15 protein-coding genes are annotated in these 19591 nt (G+C 67.0%); 2 read left to right on the top strand and 13 right to left on the bottom strand.

Annotated features, from left to right (window positions below; translation table 11 throughout):
- Positions 1 to 98: 98 nt before the first annotated feature.
- Positions 99 to 740, top strand: a complete 642-nt coding sequence (locus AC06FB_RS14715; RefSeq protein ID WP_478053829.1) for a hypothetical protein — start codon at positions 99 to 101, stop codon at positions 738 to 740.
- 108 nt (positions 741 to 848) lie between these two features.
- Here the strand turns inward: AC06FB_RS14715 and AC06FB_RS14710 are convergent, their stop codons facing one another.
- A complete protein-coding gene (locus tag AC06FB_RS14710; RefSeq protein ID WP_322523195.1) occupies positions 849 to 3575 on the bottom strand; it encodes a TonB-dependent receptor plug domain-containing protein in 2727 nt (908 codons plus the stop codon).
- A 262-nt stretch (positions 3576 to 3837) separates the two neighbouring features.
- On the opposite strand from AC06FB_RS14710, the gene AC06FB_RS14705 reads away from it, so the two are divergent.
- Positions 3838 to 4389 (top strand): GNAT family N-acetyltransferase, encoded by a 552-nt coding sequence (locus AC06FB_RS14705; RefSeq protein WP_478053828.1) that lies wholly within the window; start codon positions 3838 to 3840, stop codon positions 4387 to 4389.
- Here AC06FB_RS14705 and AC06FB_RS14700 read toward each other — a convergent pair.
- The 12 genes from AC06FB_RS14700 to AC06FB_RS14645 all read right to left on the bottom strand — a co-directional run bounded on the left by AC06FB_RS14700 (position 4386) and on the right by AC06FB_RS14645 (position 19414).
- Complete coding sequence (locus AC06FB_RS14700; protein WP_258391151.1) at positions 4386 to 5162, bottom strand: CDP-diacylglycerol diphosphatase; 777 nt, start codon at positions 5160 to 5162, stop codon at positions 4386 to 4388. The two genes, AC06FB_RS14705 and AC06FB_RS14700, sit on opposite strands and share 4 nt — an antisense overlap.
- 56 nt (positions 5163 to 5218) lie before the next feature.
- Positions 5219 to 6916 (bottom strand): T6SS phospholipase effector Tle1-like catalytic domain-containing protein, encoded by a 1698-nt coding sequence (locus AC06FB_RS14695; protein ID WP_478053827.1) that lies wholly within the window; start codon positions 6914 to 6916, stop codon positions 5219 to 5221.
- Entirely contained in the window at positions 6903 to 7403 is a 501-nt protein-coding gene (locus tag AC06FB_RS14690) for a hypothetical protein (RefSeq protein ID WP_478053826.1), read from the bottom strand. The genes AC06FB_RS14695 and AC06FB_RS14690 overlap by 14 nt, the downstream gene beginning before the upstream one ends.
- Positions 7404 to 7419: 16 nt before the next feature.
- On the bottom strand, positions 7420 to 8283 hold the full coding sequence (locus AC06FB_RS14685; RefSeq protein ID WP_193395925.1) for a DUF4123 domain-containing protein: 864 nt from the start codon (positions 8281 to 8283) through the stop codon (positions 7420 to 7422).
- Positions 8284 to 8285: 2 nt separating this feature from the next.
- Positions 8286 to 11060: a type VI secretion system Vgr family protein gene (locus AC06FB_RS14680; RefSeq protein WP_478053825.1), complete on the bottom strand. Its 2775-nt coding sequence runs from the start codon at positions 11058 to 11060 to the stop codon at positions 8286 to 8288.
- 122 nt (positions 11061 to 11182) lie between these two features.
- Entirely contained in the window at positions 11183 to 11800 is a 618-nt protein-coding gene (locus tag AC06FB_RS14675) for a decarboxylase (RefSeq protein WP_478053824.1), read from the bottom strand.
- A gap of 126 nt (positions 11801 to 11926) precedes the next feature.
- Entirely contained in the window at positions 11927 to 12535 is a 609-nt protein-coding gene (locus AC06FB_RS14670) for a hypothetical protein (RefSeq protein WP_478053823.1), read from the bottom strand.
- Positions 12536 to 12626: 91 nt separating this feature from the next.
- Entirely contained in the window at positions 12627 to 13217 is a 591-nt protein-coding gene (locus AC06FB_RS14665) for a hypothetical protein (RefSeq protein WP_478053822.1), read from the bottom strand.
- A gap of 92 nt (positions 13218 to 13309) precedes the next feature.
- The gene (locus AC06FB_RS14660) at positions 13310 to 15142 is read right to left on the bottom strand and encodes a T6SS phospholipase effector Tle1-like catalytic domain-containing protein (protein WP_229765839.1); all 1833 of its coding nucleotides are present in this window, start codon (positions 15140 to 15142) and stop codon (positions 13310 to 13312) included.
- A gap of 105 nt (positions 15143 to 15247) precedes the next feature.
- Positions 15248 to 15727, bottom strand: a complete 480-nt coding sequence (locus AC06FB_RS14655) for a DUF3304 domain-containing protein (RefSeq protein ID WP_231107796.1) — start codon at positions 15725 to 15727, stop codon at positions 15248 to 15250.
- Positions 15728 to 15737: 10 nt separating this feature from the next.
- Positions 15738 to 16634 (bottom strand): DUF4123 domain-containing protein, encoded by an 897-nt coding sequence (locus AC06FB_RS14650; RefSeq protein ID WP_476341246.1) that lies wholly within the window; start codon positions 16632 to 16634, stop codon positions 15738 to 15740.
- Positions 16631 to 19414, bottom strand: coding sequence for a type VI secretion system Vgr family protein (locus AC06FB_RS14645; protein ID WP_478053821.1), 2784 nt, complete (start codon positions 19412 to 19414; stop codon positions 16631 to 16633). The genes AC06FB_RS14650 and AC06FB_RS14645 overlap by 4 nt, the downstream gene beginning before the upstream one ends.
- Between the last annotated feature and the right edge of the window lie 177 nt (positions 19415 to 19591).

Below are 19591 nucleotides of genomic sequence, written 5' to 3'. Positions count from 1 at the left end.
CCCGTTCGATGAATACCGCCGGGAGCAGGGGCGCGGCGGGTGCGCCGTACACAGCGCTGAACGGGTACCATAGACACCTGTTTCCGCTGTGATGCCGCATGGGCCCGTCCGACCGCCACGATCGTATCCGCCGCTGGCAGGCCGCTTCACTGCTTGCCGCCGCGCCGATCGCCAGCCTGTCCGCCAGCGATGCCGTCGGCGCTCCGCCGCCGCAGGCACCGCCTGGCCAGCAGCGGATCGCCCCGGCGGCGCTGGTCGAACGGCTGCATCAGCTGGTGCTGTCCGGGCAGAGCGCCACAGCCACGCTGGAAAGCTGGTGTGCCGAACACGGCCTGGCCCAGCAGGCCCGCGTCCGCGCGGTGCGCATCCATGGCGATGACAAGCAGGCCCCGGCCGAGGTGCTGCAGGCACTGGGCGCCGACTCCAGCGCCGCGCTGCGCTACCGCCGCGTGCAGCTGGTGTGCGGGAACCGCGTGCTGTCCGAGGCCGACAACTGGTACCTGCCCGGCCATCTCAGTACGGCGATGAACCAGGTGCTGGACAGCACCGACGAGCCTTTCGGCCGCGTGGTCGGCCCGCTGGGCTTCCAGCGCGAGACCGAAGCCGACCAGACCTTCTGGCCCCCCCGTGGCGAGGGCGACCACGGCATCATCCTGGAAGTACGCGCCTTGCTGCGCGACCGCCAGCAGCAACCTTTCAGCTACGTCATCGAATCCTATCTGGTGCAGGCGTTGCCGTAAGCGTGATTGCGGATGGCTGTGACGACTGTCCGCGCGTCGTGAAGGCACCAAGCGACGCCTCTCCGCTCGCCGCAGACGCGAGTCGAAGAGGCGCCCCACCTGCGCTGCTCAGTTGAAGCGGTAATCCATCTCCACCCAGAACTGGCGGCCATAGGGGTCGTAGTTGCCGACCGGATAGAACGGCCAGCCCCCCCCGTTGCGGTCCGCCGGCGGCCGGCTGTTGCGCAGGTTGTTGACGATGACACCCAGCGACAGGTTGTCGCCGAAGGTGCGGAACACGCTTGCGTTGTACGTCATGTACGGTCCGATGCGGCCGCTGCCGTCGCTCTTCGGCAGCGAGCCATAGCGGTTGCCGTACACCGTCGCGGTCCAGTCACCGCGGTTCCAGGTCACGCTGCCGTTGACCTTGCTGCGCCACTGCCAGTCGTCGAGGGAATTGCGGATGTCACGCACCTCGTCATCGGCGAACTGCCGGTACTCATGCTCAAGCACGACGGTGTAGGCCAGGCGCGTGGTGAAGCGCCCCGCCCGCCCGGCATCGAAACGCCAGTTGCCCTTCAGATCGATGCCGCGCACGGACTCGGATGCCGCGTTGATCGGATTGATCAGCACCCGGGTGACCTGGTCCGGCTGCACCGCCGCCGTGGAAGGATTACGGATCACGCGGGCCAGCGCGTCCTGGCACAGCGGCGAACCGATATCGCGCACTTCGCCGCCCAGGGTACGGCCGAGGCGGCAATCGGCTTCGTCGCGCAGGATGCGGCTGCTGTCGAGATTGGTCACCTCGTTGTCGATGCGGATGTCGTAGTAGTCCGCACTGAAATCCAGGCTTGCCAGCGGCGACCAGACCACACCGAAGCCGTACGACTTGGCGGTTTCCGGTTGCAGCTGCGGATTGGCGCGGTTGCTGAAGTCGATGGACAGCCCGTTGAAGTCGCAGTCGTCATACGGCTGACCGGCGGTACGGCACCGCCAGTAATCGGTCATGCCCGGGTTGTAGCCGCGGGTTTCAGTGGCGAACACGTAGTTCATGTCCGGCGCACGGAAACTGGTGGCGGCCGTGCCACGGATCAACAGGCTGTCCAGCGGGCGGAACTCCACGCCGAAGCTCCACGTCGCCTTGCCGATGTGTTCGCCTGCGGCCCGGTACTGATCGTAGCGGCCCGCCAGCGTGGCGGTCAGGCGCGGCAGCAACGGCAGCTGCAGTTCGGCGCCCACCGCATAGCGATCACGCTCTCCTCCTGCGCCAACGCCGGCACTCGTGTTCCAGAACTCTCCGGTTCCCAGCCGCGGGTCCGGTCGGTTGCGATACCCCTGGCTGCCGGCCTCGACCACGGCCGCCAGCGCCGCGTCTCCCCCGGGCAGTTCGAACAGGCGGCCGTTGACGCTGGCGCTGAAGGTCTGCAGCCACGCCGCATTGCGGCTCTCCTGGTAACCGGACAACTGCCCGTACTCGTCCGGCGTCAGCGGCTGGTAAAGCCGTGCCGGATCCGGCGCGTAGACCTCCACCCCGTCGCGCACGCCCAGTGTGGGGCCGAGCAGGTATTCGTTGATTCCCGCCAGCAGCACCGGCCGCCGCGTCCGGTTCTCGTAGCGCGAGCGGCTGTAGACGGCCTCGTAGTCCCAGTCGCTGTCACCCAGCTGGCCGCGTACACCGACGTTGAACGACCACGATTTTTCCAGGAAGCGATTGGCGTTGCGCGGCAGGCCGCCCACTTCTTCCGGTGCGAACCGGCGATACCAGCTCTCCAGTTCACCACTGTTCTGGTTGTAGAAGTAATTGCGTGCGGACGTCCACGTCGGGGCACGGGTGTTGTTGTAGATGGTGGCGCTGCCCACGGCCAGGTCGGCGAACAGATCGGTCCGTTCGTCCAGGTGGAAGGTCAGCAGGCCATAGCCATCGAGGTTGCGCTTTTCAGTCTGCACGGTCCAGTAGCTGGCGGCGGCCTCGTTGCTGCCGCAGTAACTGCCCAGGCGCGGATTGGTGGCGCGGAACACGCTCCCGCCGTAGATCCCGGAAGCGGCATCGCAGCCGTCACTGCCCGGGTCGATGTTCCTGCCGGTGGCTGCATTGCGCCGATAGGCGATGGCCGTGGCCTGCGGGACCGTGCCACGCGGATCATCGTCCAGCGAGTCCATGAAATCGCGCTGGCGTGCGTGGATGGCCTTGCGGATTCCCAGCTCGAAGCCGAACACGCCTTCCCATCGCTCACCGGCACCACCTCCCACCACCTGCACGCGCTGGTTGTCTCCCCCGCCCTGCTCGGTACCGCCGGCGCGTACGTTGATGTCCACGCCGTCGTAGCGCTCCTTGAGAATGATGTTGACCACGCCGGCGATGGCGTCGGAACCGTACACGGCCGAAGCGCCGCCGGCGAGCACTTCGATACGCTCGATGAGGGCGCTGGGAATGTTGGCCAGGTTCACCACGTTGACCGAGCCTTCGTAGGCCAGCGGATAGTCGGACTGGCGACGACCGTTGACCAGCACCAGCGTGCGGTTCGGCCCCAACCCGCGCAGATTGATGGTGTTGGCGGCCGGGGTGAAGGTATTGCCGTAATCCTCGCCCTGCACGTTGCCGGTGTTCTCGGTCAGCGCGCTCAGGGCGTCGAATGCATTGCGGTAGCCCTGTGCGTCGATCTGCTCCCGGCTGATCACGGTCACCGGCGACGGCCCTTCAACGCTGGCGCGCGGAATGCGCGAACCGGTGACCTTCACTTCCTGCAGCGATGTAGGTGCGCTTTCCTGCGCGAAGGCGGGCAACGAGGCCAGCATCAGGGACGACAGCGCGAGCACCAGCGGACGATGGCGCAGCGCCTGGGGAGAGGCGGACATGGGCTTCCTGGGGGAGTTGGACGATTGGACGGGACGCGGCGGCCTGTGCACGCATAACGATCCCGTAACGAAAGTGTCCCGAACGGACAGTTTCAGCGGAAATGACCAGGCCTGATGGGCTTATGCCGGAACCTGATAAGTGACACCGCGCGCTGACAACGTGCGTTTTACAACATTCTTGATGGTGTGGCGGCGCATGTACGGGCATCGTCAAGCCATGACGACCTGTTCCTTCGGCCCTCCGATTCCGCCGCTCCGCCCCGTGCTGCGCCAACACCTCGTGCAGCTGCAGGCGGCCCCGATCACCCTGCGCCTGTTCAACCGCGCCGATCTGCCACGCTGGCGCGCCTTCGACGATCGAAGGAGCCGCGGCATCTTCCGCCCGTCAGGCGTCGACGAGGAAGCGCGCTTCCTGGCAGGCGTCCACCGTTCGCGCCTGCAGCAGGACAACGACCAGCTGCTGCTGGGCGTGTTCGATGACCGGCACGGCATGCTGCATGATCAACTGCAGATCCAGCTGCACTCCGCCCACGCCCGTTGCGCCGAGCTGCGTTCAATGCAGCACAGCCACGAGCATCCCTCGCAGGCGTTGCAGGCGCTGTGCCCCTTCCTGTTCGACCAGGTCGGACTGCATCGCGTGTTCACCCTGCTTCCGGTGGCCAGCAGCACGCCTTTCGTCGATGCACTGCGCTCGGTGGGGTTCGAGCATGAAGGCCTGCTGCGCGATCACCATCTGGATATCGATGGCTGGCAGGACCGGCAACTGCTGGCCTTGACCGCGCCGCGCTGGCGACAACAGGTCCGCCCGGACTAGCGGACCCGCTCCAGCGCCGCATCCGCCCCGGTCAGTACCGAGCACGCATGGTCCTGCAGCTCCTCGCCGCTGGCCTCGTTGCCGGTCGCGGGATCCAGGCGGGTCGCCAGCAGAATGAAGCCGGGGCCTCCCAGCACATTCTCGCGGCCTGCCACCACCAGGCTCCATTGGCCGACATCGGGCAGCCCGCTCAGGTCATAGGCGAGCAGGTTCAATGGATTGGCACGCAGTTCTGCTCCCGGCAGCATGCGCGCAACGTAACGATGGCCACGCAGCGGCACGGGCAACGCCGCCCACTGCATTCCGACCGCCGCGGCGTGCGTGTCCAGCGCCTGCAGCACATCGGCGCGCAGGCAGTCGATGTGGATGTGAAGCTGATGCTGGGAACGGCCGTGCGGCGAGTTCAGTGCAAGGCTTGCGACATTGCGCGGCAAGGGGCGGCCCAGTGCCTGTTCGGTATGCCCGCGGGCCTGCCAAGCGGCCGCGAAGTAGTTCGGCGCACCGCGCTGGTACAGGGCAGCGCTCTCGATGCCACTGACCTTGTCCAGTGGCATCAGCAGGAACTGGTAGTCGCCATGGGCATCCTTGATGAGCACATCGCGGCGGGCCGCGGTCGCGTCCCGTTGCAGGCAGGCGCCACGCGGCACATCGGCACCGCGGCAATCGCGCTCGATCAGCCTCCACAGCGCATCCGACGGGACCGGAGCAGGCGCAGGCGCGCTGGCGCAGGCCGCCAGCAGCGAACAGGACAACAACAGGATCAGGCGGGTCACGGGTCTCACAATCGACGGCACGGCAAGGGCTGCGCCGGCCAGTGTACCCTGCCCCCTCAGCCGGGCACGGCCTCTCGCGTATCCGCCGTCTCCTCGACCTTGCCGGGCGTGTACTTGGTCGCGCCGAAGTACAGCACCCGCCATTGGCTCAGGTTGCCGATGAACCAGTGCGCCACCGAGTCATGACCGTACCCGTCGAAGAAGGTCTCCACGTCCGGCGGCAGCAGGGTCGTATTGTCCCAGGATTCCAGAGTGACCCGCTCGGCCATGGTCAGCGTTCTGCCGCGCTCCCGGCGCCGTCGCAGGCTGACGATCTTGTCCAGCAGCGTGTCGTTCTCCTTCTCCAGCCCCCGGCGCTGCTTGCGTACCGCAGAGAGCTCATCGTTGCGCGCCTTCAGCTCGTCTGACACCCGGTTCCATTCGGCGGTCTTCTCCGCATTGCCCTGGTCGGCCAGATGCAGGTTGTCGTTGTCCCAGGGCGATGGCAGCTGCGACTGCCGTCGGCGCAGCGTGCGCACCTGTTCGCGCAGGGCCTCTTCGCGTGCAGCAAGCCGCTGCATCGACGGCAACTGGTCACCACGTGCCACGCGCACGCGCAGCCAGCGATACAGCAGCTCCATATGCGACGCCTGCACGTCCTCCATGCGTCCACGCTTGACCCGCACCGCCTGCAGATAGGCGTTGAACACCGCCTGCAGTTCCGGATCCTGCTTGTCGAACTCAGCCTTGACGTGCTGTTCCAGGCGACTGATCGGGTTGAGCAGCACCCCCCTGGCCTGCGCCATGTCATACATCTCGTTCAGGGCAAAGCGCGCGATGCTGTTCCGGCGCCCCTGGTGCTGGGGATCGTAGCCACCGCCCACGTCCGAGTGCACACCCGGGAACCATATTTCCACCGTGTTGGCGGGGTATTCGGCATGCTCGCGGGTGGAATCCAGGGGGAACTGGCCGCGCAGCTCATGGGCGGCGGTCATGTGCACCGACTGCTCCACGATCTCCGGTATGGTCATGCCTTCAGCCCATCCGGTATGCCCATTGCGGTAGTTCACTGCCGCCGCCGTCAGGCTGGGCCACACCGAGCACACCGTATCGAACACGCCCATGAATCCGATCCGCAGCGGAATACGCTCGCGGTACAGCCAGGTGCCATCGGCCTGGCGTCGGCAGCGCGCGGCCAGATCGCGGGCGAACGCGCGTGCCGAAGCCGCTCCGCGCGAAAAGCCCAGTACCGACACGCTGACCACCAGGATGCGCATCGGCTCGGGCTGGCTGTCTATCAGCTCGTCCAGCGCCTGCAGCGCGAAGTCGATGCGCTCGCGCCCGCCCTTGCCGATGGACAGCCCCAGCAGCCCCCCCGTATCACCGACCTCCGGGCACGGTGTTCCTACGCCGGACAGGTACTGCCGTTTTATGTTCCGTGTGTCGTCCTTGTGCGCGATGAACAAGCGGGCGATGTTCGACAATGCGCGCTCATCCTGGGCCTTGTTCAGCTCCTCATCGCGATTGTTGCCGGTGCCATCGAAGAATACGGCCAGGTGCAGGCTCTGCGTGCATCCCGTAGTGGCCGCTTCCTTGTCGGGCACGGTGCCACACATCGCCTCCTGGCGACGGCGGCGCTCGGCATCGCTCAGCGGACGTGTGCCGCGGGCCAGTCGCGCAGTGCGTGCCGTGCCCTCGGCCTGGGCGACCGGATCCGGGGTGCCCGGTTCAAGATCCACCTGACCGGGAATCGCGGTCGGATCAATACTGGTCATGGTCCTTGTGCTCCTTCGGCACTGGCATGCGCCGTACGTCCCACTTGTTCACGCCCTTGTCCAGCAGCTCGGCCTCGACATGACCGTCCGCATAGAAGTGCAGCAGCAAGGTGGCCGGGTTGGGTGGATAGGGCATCTTCAGCGGTACCACGGCTTCACGCGGCACGCGGTGCCCTTCATCCAGATAGCGGTTGGTGGCCAGATCGTATCGGTTGGCCTCGATCCAGCGCACGCGCACGCTGTGCGGCCCCTTGCCTCGGGGCGCACGCGGGGCCATGCCGGAGCCACCGTTGGTGTATCCACCGACTCCTCCCAGAAACTGCCCATCCACCCTTACATCGTCGAGGTAATACGGGCTGTAGTTGAACGCGAACAACGACATGATCGGCGTCTTGCCGCGCGCCATCGCCCGGCTGCAGCCGACGCCCACCACCAGCAGCGCGATCACCGCCAGCGCGCTCCACCACAGGTACTTGTTGCCCATCATTCCGATCGCGCTCCGTTCAGTCCCAGCTTTCTTCAAGCGGCCACACTTCGTCACCGATATCGGCAGCGCTGCGCCGCCCCGCCGCGAAGTCCTGCAGGCGAAGCCGCCATGCGGGATCCTCGCCAAGATCGACACCGGCCAGCAGCGCCCAGGTCGACACCATCACCAGCCGTCGGCTGTCCTCGATGCCGACGTCCGCGGCCGTGGCCACCACCCGTCGGAAGAAGGTATACCAGCGCGCACGGGGAAGCCGCGCCAGCAGCTCCGGATCGGAGAGCTGGAAGTGATCGATCAGCGTGTAGGGGTAGCTGGCATCGATCAGGGCGTGCCGCTGCGCCGCCTCCAGCACCCAGGGAGGATCGTGCGGATCCTGCACGCTGTCCTGCAATTCCAGGTGCGCCCATTTCAGATCGTGGCGCAGGTACCACCAGCGCTCTCCCAGCGCCAGGAAGGCCCGGCACTGCGCCGCGTCCAGCACCTGCACCCACCATGGCAGCACCCGCGCGTCGAAGAAGCGGGCCAGGAACAGCTTGCCGTTCGGGTAGCTGGCGTCCAGCCGTCTCTGCAGCCGCTGCTGCAGCTCTTCCGCAGGCAATGCCGTGTCGATCAGGCTGAGCAGGCCCGGAGAACGCGCGTACGACGCCGCACGCTGCAGGAAACCGTCAAGCTCCAGGCCACGCGGCAGGCGCGCGAGGAACACGCTGGCGTCATCCGTGCCATCGGCCAGCAGGCCGTCAAACAGGGGCAGCGGCGCCCAGGGCAGCGCGCGCAGCAGTTGCAGGGGCTGCTCGCACTGCGCGCCATCAAGCAGAACGTAACGCTGGGTGCCCTCCTCCAACGGCGGTGGCGAGAACGGTGGGAACTGCCAGTCGTTGGCCACGCTCAGCCTCCCTTCGGTGTCAGCGGGGCTGCACGCTGTGCGGCCAGCAGCAGGCATTCCTTGCAGACCGACTGCGGAAAGACCGGCAACGGGTAACGGCCGCGATCGCCGGGCAGGAACGACTTGCGTCCGGCGTGCACGGCGATCCTGCCGGGTGCGTTGAACACGATGTTGCCGCCGCTGAGGGTGATGCTGGCCCCGCCTGCGGTGGCCACCTGCACCGTCCGGCCCGCAGCCACCTCCACGGCACCCTGTGCGCTCGTGCCCCGCAGCGACTGCCGCGACTGCACGCGCACCTCGTCCTGTTGTGCCTTGACGTCCAGCACCTGTTCGCCGCTGGCCAGGGTCAGCGCCGGCTCGCCCGGATCAGCCCCCTCCAGTGTTGCGGCCAGTACGCCGATGGCCTGCCGTCCATGCCAGCGCGCCTGCCCCATCACCACGGCCTCGCCGTGCTGGCCGCTGCCCAGTGCCAGTGTCTCGCCCGGCGCCCAAAGCAGCCCCTGTCCGGCCACCATCAGCGCACCATCAGGTGCAGCCAGGCCCAGCAGGGCATCGCCGGTATGCGGAACGCGGCCCTCGCCGGCATCACCGCTGCGTTCCGGCGCCGACCCGGCCGCTTCCTGCAACGCGTTACCGGGCACCGTGCTGCGCACGCTGGCCAGCAACACCGGCAGCGGTGACTGCGAACCGTCCAAACGCGAGCGCTGCGGCGATTGCACGCCGACATGCGCGGCCGGCCGCACTGTCAGATGCGTACCCGCCGCCGCCGCATGGCTGCGGGCCAGCGTGGCCAGCTGCTGCAGCAGCGCAGCAGGCTGTGCCGCCGCACCTGCCGGTTCGGCGCTGCGGCGGGCATAGGCACTCAACCAGAGCCCGCCTTGTCCGCGCACGCTGCCCCAGGCGTCGCTGCGCAACTCGAATCCACTGCCGCGGAAGCTGCCTCGATGGTTGTCCGCCTGATGGCGCAGATGTCCCAGCGTCAATGCCGAAGCCTGCTGGCTGCTGGCCAGCTGGGCCCGCAGCTGCTGGTCGCTGTCGTCGAACAGCAGACGGTTCCAGCCGGCCCCCTGCCACTCCCGTGATTGCACGCCCCACAGCGCACCGGCGTTGCGGTGTGCCTGCTCTCCGGTCGCCGCCGCGTGCCACGCAGGCGCCTGGCCGCCCCCGAGGTTGGCCTGCGCACTGCCGGTGCCATCCCTCGCCTGTGCGTACATGGACGTATCGGCCTCCGCGCTGGCGCCCGCCGGGGTCGGCGCGACGCCGCCTTCGCCGCGCCCGTTGTACAGCGCGCCCAGCACCAGCGGCCGGTCGATGTCGCCCTCGAGGAAGCCCACCAGGACTTCCTGGCCGATACGGGGCAGGAACTGGCTGCCCACGCCCGGCCCCGCATAGCGCTGCGCGACGCGCAGCCACGCGCTGTCCGTGCTGCCCTCTTCCTGCTGGAAGTGGAACCGCACGCGGATCCGTCCCAGTGCATCGGCGTGCAGCTCGGCGCCATCGGCGCCCTGCGCAGCCACCACGACCGCTGTCTGGTAACCGGGCGCCAGCGGCCGCGGATTGCGTCGCGCACCCGTGCCGTCCCATAGCGTCGGACGCCAACGCCGGTCGCGGGGCAGCGCGACGAATGTCTGTGCGTAGCCCTGCGTCTGGGCAGCCACCTGCAGCGTGTCCGCGGTGGCGGCGGCATCGTCCATCGTTGCCAGCGCCTGGCGCAGATCCACCGGCAGGTTGTTGACCCCGGCGTGCTCGACGTCCACCAGCAACAGTTCGGTCGGCACCGACCCCGGCGTTCCGCGCAATGACCAGACCTGGCCGGCATCAGCGCTGCGCACACTGCCACGGCCGTGCCATTGCAGTGCCTGCGCTTCGAGTGCCTCGGCGACCAGACGAGCGTGGTGCTGCAGCTCGGCCGCGTCGGCAAAGGCATGCGCGCCAACCGGGTCATAGTCCTCGCGCCGCGCCTGCCCGCTGCCCTGCACCGGCAACTGGCCGGCCAGCGAGCGCGCACTGCGGTAGTCGCTGCTGTGCAGTTGCACGTGCGTGCTCTGCAGCCGCCGTTGCAGGCCAAGCTGCTGCACGCCATCACTCTGCTCGGTGCCATCGGCGCGATGGAAGCGGATCCCTCCCGCCGACTGCGACGCAGCGGCTTCCGGCAGGAGGGTCGAATCGGCGAACAGCAGCACGCCGTGGCCGGCCGTCGCCTCCCCGGTATCCTGCACGCACCAGCCCAGCCCTTCTTCGGCCAGCAAACGCTGCACGAAGGCCAGGTCGGTCTCGCGGTACTGCACGCAATAGCTGCGCGGCCGGGATGCGGCCAGCATCCCGTCGACCTCATCGCTCCAGCGCCAATGCGCATGTTGCGGGTGCATCTGGAACACCGCGTCCACGATCTCGCGCACGCTCTGTTCCTGGAACACCCGGCTGCAGCGGGCCTGGTCGAGCCACCAGGTCCAGTCACGCAGCGTGATGCGATAGCGCACCAGTCCACCGTCAGCGCCCACGCACTGCGCATCGGCGATCACGCCGTGACGCGGCCAATCCTGGCCATCGGCCAGGTGCACATGCAGGCATGCGGGCCGCCCCGGCCAGTCAGCCAGTGGCAGCGATGCGTCCAGTGCGAGTATGTCGACCTGCAGCTGCCGCCCCTGCGACAGGGCATCACGCCCGCGCCAACGGTCGACAACGACCGCCGGCATGCCGGGGAGATCCAACCGATACAGGCGGCTGCCGGCATCAAGACCCGCTGCCTGCACCATGAGGTTGCGAATCGCTTCCATGGCGTTCCTACCGTTGCTGCCCTCCGCGACGCGGCGGGCAGGTCCTTCCCCTGTAGGGCGACGGTAGCAGATGGAAAACGGCGGCGCACGCGACCGCCGTCACGCCGGATTAACGTTCCGGATCAATAGGTTCCGTAGGACACTTCGACGATCACCGGCTTGCCTGTATCTTGTGCCGGTTGCAGGGTGAAGCGGTCCAGCGCGCTGCTGTCATCGCCCAGCGGCGTGCTGCGGAACTGCAGGCGGTAGGTCGCCCCTGCCTGCACGCTGCCATCGGGCAGCAGGCGCGCGTCGGCGGGCAGCAGCAGGCCTCCCAGATCGCTGTAGGCCTCCGGCGCATCGCTGAACCCGTAGTCGACCAGTTCGCCAACGCGGCGCATTTCGTACACCCGCGTCGGCCACGGGCGGGCCGTGCTGCGCCCGTTGCGCAGGTCGGTCACCCACTGCTCGGGCAATTGATAGACCTTGCGCAGCGCCGTGTCATCCAGTTCGGCGCTGGCCACCTGCAGGCAGCACACCAGCCGCTTGCTCTCGCGGTCATACACCGAGAAGCGCGCATCGCGTGCGACCGGCGTCGGCAGCAGTGCGAACGGGACGTCGCGCAAGACGGGCTCGGCACCATCGCGGGAGTCCAGGTTGCGCCAGCCACCAAAGGCCGGTTCGGCGGCCTGTGCCAGCGGCGCCGCCAGGCACAGCGCCACCGCAAGCCCGCCGGCGGTGCGTCCGATCCACTTCTGCATGTCGTTCATCCGTCGATGGCCGGTGGCCAATCAGTTTCGTGAGGATGCCATGAAGGTGCGACGCCCGCCACGTCGGGAGGCCAGGCTCGTTCAGCCGGGCCCGGCGCTCGCGGGGGAACGCGGCCGCTACTGCATGTACTGCGTGGTGTGGCCGGTGAATCTGACACCATCGAATCCGAAGGAGAAGCGGCCCTCTTCGAATGCCCGGTAGACGAGCAGTGCGCCGTTCACGCAGAACGTGTCGCTCTCAGCGGATGTCTCCACCGTGCCACAGGTACGCGCGCCCTCCTTGCCCACCAATGGGCCCGAGAACGCATCGATAGGCAACGGATACACGGTGCCGTCGCGGCTGTCGATCAGCACGATGGAGCGCTGGAAGTACTCCTTGCGCTCGTCCAGCTGGGCCAGGATGTAATGCCGGTTGAAGTTCGGCACCTGGGTAAGGATGGCCTGGTCGATCTGCGCGCGATGCTGCGCATCACAGAAGTCCACCGGGCTGTATTCGTACGCGCAGCCGGAATGAGGTGAGAGCATCCTGACGCCGGCATATCGTGCGCTTCGCGCTGTAGATGCAGGCACTTCCTTCGTCTTGGTGGCCGCCCCCGTTGCCGGCACACCTGCAGTTGGGTTCTGCGATGAATTCGGCTTCCCGGTGCAAGCGGCGACCGAGAGAAGAAGGCCGAGCAGCAGCACAGGCTGCAGTCCACGCCAGACACGGGTGTTGATCTTCACCATTTCTCCGTTCCAGGCCTTCGACAAGAAGCGCGCGAACCACCGACGTAGCCTCAACCTTTGGCTTGTTCGGGCCATCGCCTGCCCATCCTGATCAGGCCCAATCGGGCGCACACATCAACTGCGACTTCTGCGCGTTGCCGACCTGGGGACCCAGCATCGGCCTTTCGCCGCGCCGGCTGCGCGCGTCATCGGGAAACTCAGACCCCAGCGCCATGCGGAGTCGCGCACGCGCCTGGTCCAGTGGCAGATCGATCATGATGCCGATGGGCGTGGGTGCGGTTCCCAGATGGGCAACGACCCTGTAGACCGGCAGGCCATGGAAATCGGCCTTGACGCAGAAGTGCGCCATCCCGAACTCCTCATCGCGTTCGCAGGGTTCGGGCGCGTGCAGGGCCAGGTAAGGATTCGCGGGCTGGCCTGATTCAGTGCTGAGATACCAGCCCTTCGGCTGGCAATCCAGCAATCCGTCGAAGAGCGTTTCAGAGCTGTCCGGATCACCCGGCAACGGCGGCTCCGTCTGCGCGGCATGGGCGTCTGCCTTTGCCTCGATGGAGGCCTGCGCACGGCCGGCGGTGTCTGCCTGCTCGACATCCTGTGAGGTGGTTTGCCGGCATGCCACCAGCGGCAGCACAAGGCTGGCCAGGAGCAGCTGACGCAGCGGAGCGGGGCGCTGACGATTCACTGACCCGCTCTGATGCATGGCTCCCAGCCTCCCAGAGGTGAAGCGCCCGATTGGCGCATAAGCGCAACGGGCATTCCAGACGCTGCATCGCCTCACCCGCCCATTGCCGAGCCCAGCTGCTGGAACGCGCCGCCGATGGTGGGGATGTTCGCTGGCGGCAGCGTAGCCGGATCCCGGCATTCCTGAGCCCTCCTGCCGGCCACACTGAAGACCTCGCGATAGCGGAGGTAGCCGTAGGTATTGACGGCAGGAATATTCAGCTCCGTCCACTTCCCGATGTAGAAGCCGGCCAGCGAGTCATGCATGTAGTTGTCAAACAGCACCGTACTCACATCGGGTACCGGCGCACCGTCCAGCACAAGGTTAAGCAGAGTGCTGGTCTCGGCCGGGATTTTTGCGTAGTCGTAAGCCGCCTGGGAGGCCCGCGGCGTAGGTTCAAATACCGGTCGCCCGATCTTGCGACCCGCCTCCATGCGCTTCTGGCTTTCGTCCAGCTGCCTGCGGTAGGCCGCCATCTCCTCCTTGCCCCTGCGCAGCTTTCCAACCAGATTTGCGAAATCGCGCTGCGCATTGGCCAGATCCACCTGATCCTCGGCATCGGACTGCTTGAAGAACGGCTGTTGCAGCACGCTCTGTGGACCATTCGGCAGCCGTTTGCCCTTCCAGGCAACGTACTGCCGGCAATGCCCTGCAATCTGCTGCGTGTGCGCGCCTCCGGGGACACCGTGACCGGTCAGCCAGGCGTTGTAATCGCGGATCAGCTGTGGGTGGCAGCCGAAATGCATGGCGAGCACTGGCTGCGCCCCCAGTTCCTCGATCGTTTTCATTATCACGCCTGCCTTGACGGCCTCATGATGCATGTCGATCAACGGAATCTGCGCAAGCTTGGCGGTACCGTTCGCGGCACCGGAAACGAAGTCCTTGCCCTGGCCGCCGGGCGAGTAGCCGCCACCGACATCCGAGTGCATGCCCGGGTAAAGCACCTCCTTCCCGCTGGTCGCCAGGTCCAGCGGGAAATTGATCCGCTGCTCGTGCAGGGCGGCGAAATGCACGCTCTGGCGCGCTTCGGGGTGAATGCTCATCATGTCACCGGCGGCCCAGTCCCACTTGCCCTTCGAGACGCGGCTCATCGCAGCAACGCCGACCGACGCAACGGTATCGAAGATGCCCATGAAGTTCAGGTAGAGCGGAATGCCGGCAATGTTGTAGCCGCAACCGCTGCCCCAGGCTTCTGCCGTCTCATACAGCCGGTGCACGAACGCCCGCGCCTGTGCCGCGCCACGCGAGAAGCCGAAGACGGAAACGTGCACCGACTTGACGCGGCGCTGGTGCCCCTTGACCACGCGCTCCAACCGCTGCGCGATTGCCGTGAGCATCGCGCGTCGCGTCATGCCTTCCAGCAGTCGCGTCTCGCTCATTGAGGCGACCAGTACTTTGGCTTCGTTGGGCTGGATCAGGTCACCACCGTTCAGGTACTGATGTACCGAATTGATGACCTGCAGGATGGCCCAGTGGATGCGGTCCGCACCATAACGCGCGGCGCCGCCTCCCAGCGTGTCACCATCCTGGTTGGTATCGCCGACGTCGGCAAATGGCGTGCCGACGCCGGGAACGTAGATGCTGAAGAAGCCGTTACCACGCTCCTTCAGGGCGGCGTCGTACAGGCGCGCCACATTGCTGTGACCGTTGCGGGCCAGCTGGGTCTTGGGGGAGCGCGTCTTGCCGGTTACAAAGGTCCCTTCCCACTCGCGGTTGTTGCCGGTGCCGTCGAAGTAGATGCCTACGTGCACCTGGCCCTGGCATTCGGAGCCCTTCTCGCGCATGCACGCCATGGCCCGCGCCCGCTGCTGCGCTTCGGCGCCGCTCAGCGCTCTGCGTCCATCTGCCGGCATTGGTTGCGCGCCGGTTGCCGTGCGTCCACTCATGTCCTTGTCTCCTGGATTCGCTGCTGGTCCCCGCCGGGATCGTTGTCCTTGTCACCCACGCCAAGCATTCGGATCGGATGCCCGGTGAGCGACCGGGCCCCGTGATCACTTTTCAAGCGGGCGCCGAAGGTGCTCCCAGACTGGATTCTCGCCCTCGCGCAAGGGCGCCTCGGGGCCGGTCAATGGATAGTCGGGATGACCGAGCACAAGATTGGTGACGAAGACCTTGATCTCGCCATTGCGCAGGAAATGGACGGCCAGGTTTCCGAGCTGGTTGTACTTCGGAATCGCAACGGTCTTCTTCTGGAACGTTTCGAGATCCGTGGTCCATTCGATCTCCACCTTCATGTCCGGCGTCCATCGATCAGGCAGCACGACGCAGCAGACAGTTCCGCCTTCCGAGTGGGAATCGGCCGACCCGCCACTGCCGCCATTCACGAGGAACTGCGCAATGTAGGCATCCGTATGGTTGTACCCGAGCACCGCCACCGGCGTGGAGGCCGTCCGTCCCCTGCAGGCCGCCAATGCCGGCAACAGGAGCAGCAACGCCAGGGCCGCCAGCAGATGGGTCCGCATCAAACGCATGATTCTTCCTTCACGTCCACGAGGGTGCAGGCTCGGCCTGCAAAGGCGAGGCGGTGTGGTCCCACAGCGGGACGCCCGTCGTCCAGATATCTTCCGGCAGCGCTGATGCCCAGTCCGCGAACGGCACCTCACAGCTCCCGGCAGGCTGCGCGAAACGCGCCTGCACGGCAGGATGGCCGCGGCACGCGCCGGAGGTGTACAACGCCAGCAGCAGGTACTGCACGTGATCGTCCACCTGGTTCACACCGTGGGCGATCGTATCCTGCATAAGGTCGACGACGAACGGGTACAGCGATCGATACGGCACCCGCTTGATCTCATCGGGGATGACCCTGCGAAGCTGGGCAATGGCCACATCCGGCTCGCACGCGTCCAGCAGGCGCGTGTACTGGTCTTCGTCCAGGCGCAATGGCGGAAGCGCAGGCAGGCCGGCATCATCCATTCCGGCCAGCATCCCGGCCAGCGGCCATTCCTGCAGATCGCCGTAGCGATCGAAGTACTGCAGGCGCTGCACGCCCTCCAGCAGGGCGGCACGCTGCGCAGGCAACAACAGATCCAGCAGTGCAGGCAGGATACGGGTGTCGTACCAGCGCAACAGCATCTCACGACCGCCCTTCTCGGGCACCTTCACCAGATGGAAAGCACGCAACCGCTTTGCGAGATCGTCCAGTTCCAGTGCACTCCACAGCAGGGTCACGCCCGGCCTTTGCGCTCCCATCTGCCGGATCTCCGCATCCAGCTGCGCGTGCAGGTCCCTGTCCGTCCAAGCCACCAGCAAGGGAGCAATATCCAGCAGGCCGGCCTCGGCCGTGCCTTCGAACAGCGAGCGGTAGCGCGCGCCAAGACGCTCCAGCCGCTCATGGAAGTGCGACCGCTGCGCGCTGTCGATCACGGCGTAACGATTCACACCAGCACTCCCGGCGTGCCCTGGCGCATGGCGTCGAGAATGCAGCTCTTACAGCTGCTGCGCGGGAACTGGGGAAGCGGATAGCCCTGCTGCGCCGGGCCGACGAATGACTTGCTGCCCGCATGCACCTTGATCGTGCCCGGACAGGCGATGGTGATGTTGCCACCGGCAATGGTCAGGCTGGCCCCCCCGGACGTCGCCACGTGGATCGTATTGGCCGCTGCGAGTTCCACCGGCGCCTGCGCGCTGGCCCCGCGCAGAGCGCCACGCGACTGCACGCGCACCCCATCCGCCTGGGACTGGATATCGAGCATTTCAGTGCCGGCCACGACGTCAAGCGCGGTGGGTGCGGCCGCTGCGCCCTCAACCACGGACGCAAGCACGCCGATCGCCTGCCCCGCATGCAGACGGGTCTGCCCCATGGAAACCGTGTCGCTATGACCGCCACTGGCCAACAGCAGGCCTTCACCGCTCCCCCAGTGCACTCCCTGGCCTGCCACCTGCACCAGTCCCTGCGGTGCGGCCAGTCCAAGCAGTGGATCACCCGAATGCGGCACGCGATCCTGCCCAGCATCCGACTTGCGCTCGGTCGCACCACTCTTGCCGATATCGAATCCATCACCGCCCGTGGTGGTGCGTACGCTCGCCAGCAGCGCGGGAACCGGCGACTGATCGGGAACCAGCTCCGAGCGCTTTGGCGCGCGCGCGCCCTCCTGCATCGCCAACGGGCTGGTCAGGTGCGTACGCGCGGCCTGGGTGAAGCGTTCGCCCAATGCCTGCAACTGCGTGAGCAAGGCAGCGGGCTGCACTGCCTCGCCCGCAGGTGCCGTTGACCGATGCCCGTACGCCGTGAACCAGGCACCGGCCGTGGCGCGCACCGCGCCCCACGCGTCGCTGCGCAGTTCAAAACCGGTGCCACGCAGGCTGCCGACATAATTGTCTGCCTGGTGACGCAGGTGCCCCAGGGTCAGTTGTGACACCTGCTGGCTGCTGGCCAGCTGCGCGCGCAGTTGCTGGTTCGAGTCATCGAACAGCAGATGGTTGGCGCCCTGCCCGCCTTCCCACTCGCGCGAGCGGATACCCCACAGCGCACCGCCCTGCCGATGCGCCTGGTCCCCCATGCCGGCAGCATGCCAGGCCGGCGCCTGGCCGCCACTGAGGTTGGCCTGCGCGCTGCCGCGCATGTCTGCAGCCTGGCCATACAGCGATACGTCGCTCTGGCCGCTTCCGCCGGCTGGCGTCGGTGCCACGCCCGCCTCGCCACGTCCGTTGTACAGGGTGCCCAGCACCAGTGGCCGATCGATATCGCCGTCGAGGAAGCCCACCAGCACTTCCTGACCGATGCGCGGCAGGAACTGGCTGCCCACGCCGGGTCCGGCATAGCGCTGTGCCACGCGCAACCATGCGCTGTCGTTGGCTCCGCCGCCCTCGCCTTCCTGGAAGTGGAAACGCACGCGCACGCGGCCACGGCTGTCTGCGTGCAGGTCCTTGCTGGCGCCTCCGTCGCCGGCAACCACGACAGCGGTCTGGTAACCCGGCACGGTCGGGCGCGGATTCAGCCGTGCGCCACTACCGTCCTGCAGCAGCGGGCGCCACGGCAGGGTGCGATCCACCGCGCCGAAACGGTTGCCATACCCGGTTGCTTCGGCCTGCTGCCAGAGCGCAGCGTCGGCCGGATCGATCGGCGCCACGCCCAGCGCGTCATCGAGGCTTCGTCGCAGATCGGTAGGGAGATTGTTGATGCCGGCATGTTCGACGGCCACCAGCAGCAGCTCAGGCGGTGTCGCACCGGGGGCCTGCTGCAGCCGCAGCCATTGTCCGGACTGGAAGCCGCGAACCGTACCCGACCCCTGCCAGCCACGGCTGTGGGATTCGCGCGCCTGCGCCTGCAGGCGGGCCTGGCGCGCACCGGCGGTACTGTCGCTGAAGGCGTAGGCACCTACCGCATCGTAGTCTTCGCGCGACGATTGGCCACCTCCGCCCTCCATCGGCGACTGTGCCACCAGTGCGCGTACCTGGCGGTAATCATCGCTCTGCAGGCTGATCGAAGTACTGGCCAGGCGCCGACGCAGGCCGATGGCCTGCACGCTGTCACTGGATTCGGTGGCGTCACTGCGATGGAACCGCACGCCTGCAGCCGCGCTGGTGGCATCTTCCGGCAGCGCGACGCTGTCGGCGAAGATCTCCATGCCATTGCCGCAGGGCGCTTCCTCATCGGCGTACAGACGCCAGCCCAGGCCTTCTTCGGCGAGCACGCGCTGCAGGAAATCCAGGTCACTCTCGCGGTACTGCACGCAGTAACTGCGCACGCGCTGGCCAAGGAAGGCGTCGACGCCCTCGGCCCAGCGCCAGCGCGCGATGGCAGCGTGGCCTGCCAGTACGGCATCGACGATCGCACGCACGCTCTGTTCCTGGAACACGCGGCTGTGCCGAGCATGCTGCAGCCACCACGTCCATGACACCAGCTGCAGCCGGTAGCGCACCAGGCCACCGTCGCTGCCCAGGCAGGAAGCGTCCGCGATCAGGCCGCTGCGCTGCCATTGACCACCATCGGCCGTCTGCGCGACCAGTGTCGCACGCGTGCCCGGCAGGGCGTCCAGCGCGATATCAGCGCGCGTGGCGAGTACATCGACATCGGTCCAGGCATGCTGGCCGAGCGCATCACCGCCGCGCCACCGCTCCACCGTGCACCCTTCCAGTGCATCGGACCGCAGTCGATACAGGCGTTGCGCGTCTCCGAGCCCGGCAACCTGGGTCATCACGTAGTTCAGCTGATCCATGCCAATTCCAGTGTGAAGACGCCTGCACCTACCCGGCGGCGTCGGATTCCAGCCATCAAATCTACCAGATTGCGGTGTTCGTCAAAATCACGACGCCTCGACCTCCGCAGAAGTGCGTTGTTCGTCACATAACTGACGGCATTCCGTATTCAGGCATGCCTGGACGGACCAATCCCG

This window comes from Stenotrophomonas sp. Steno-C15, from assembly GCF_056393265.1.
This window is presented reverse-complemented; position numbering and strand designations above follow the sequence as displayed.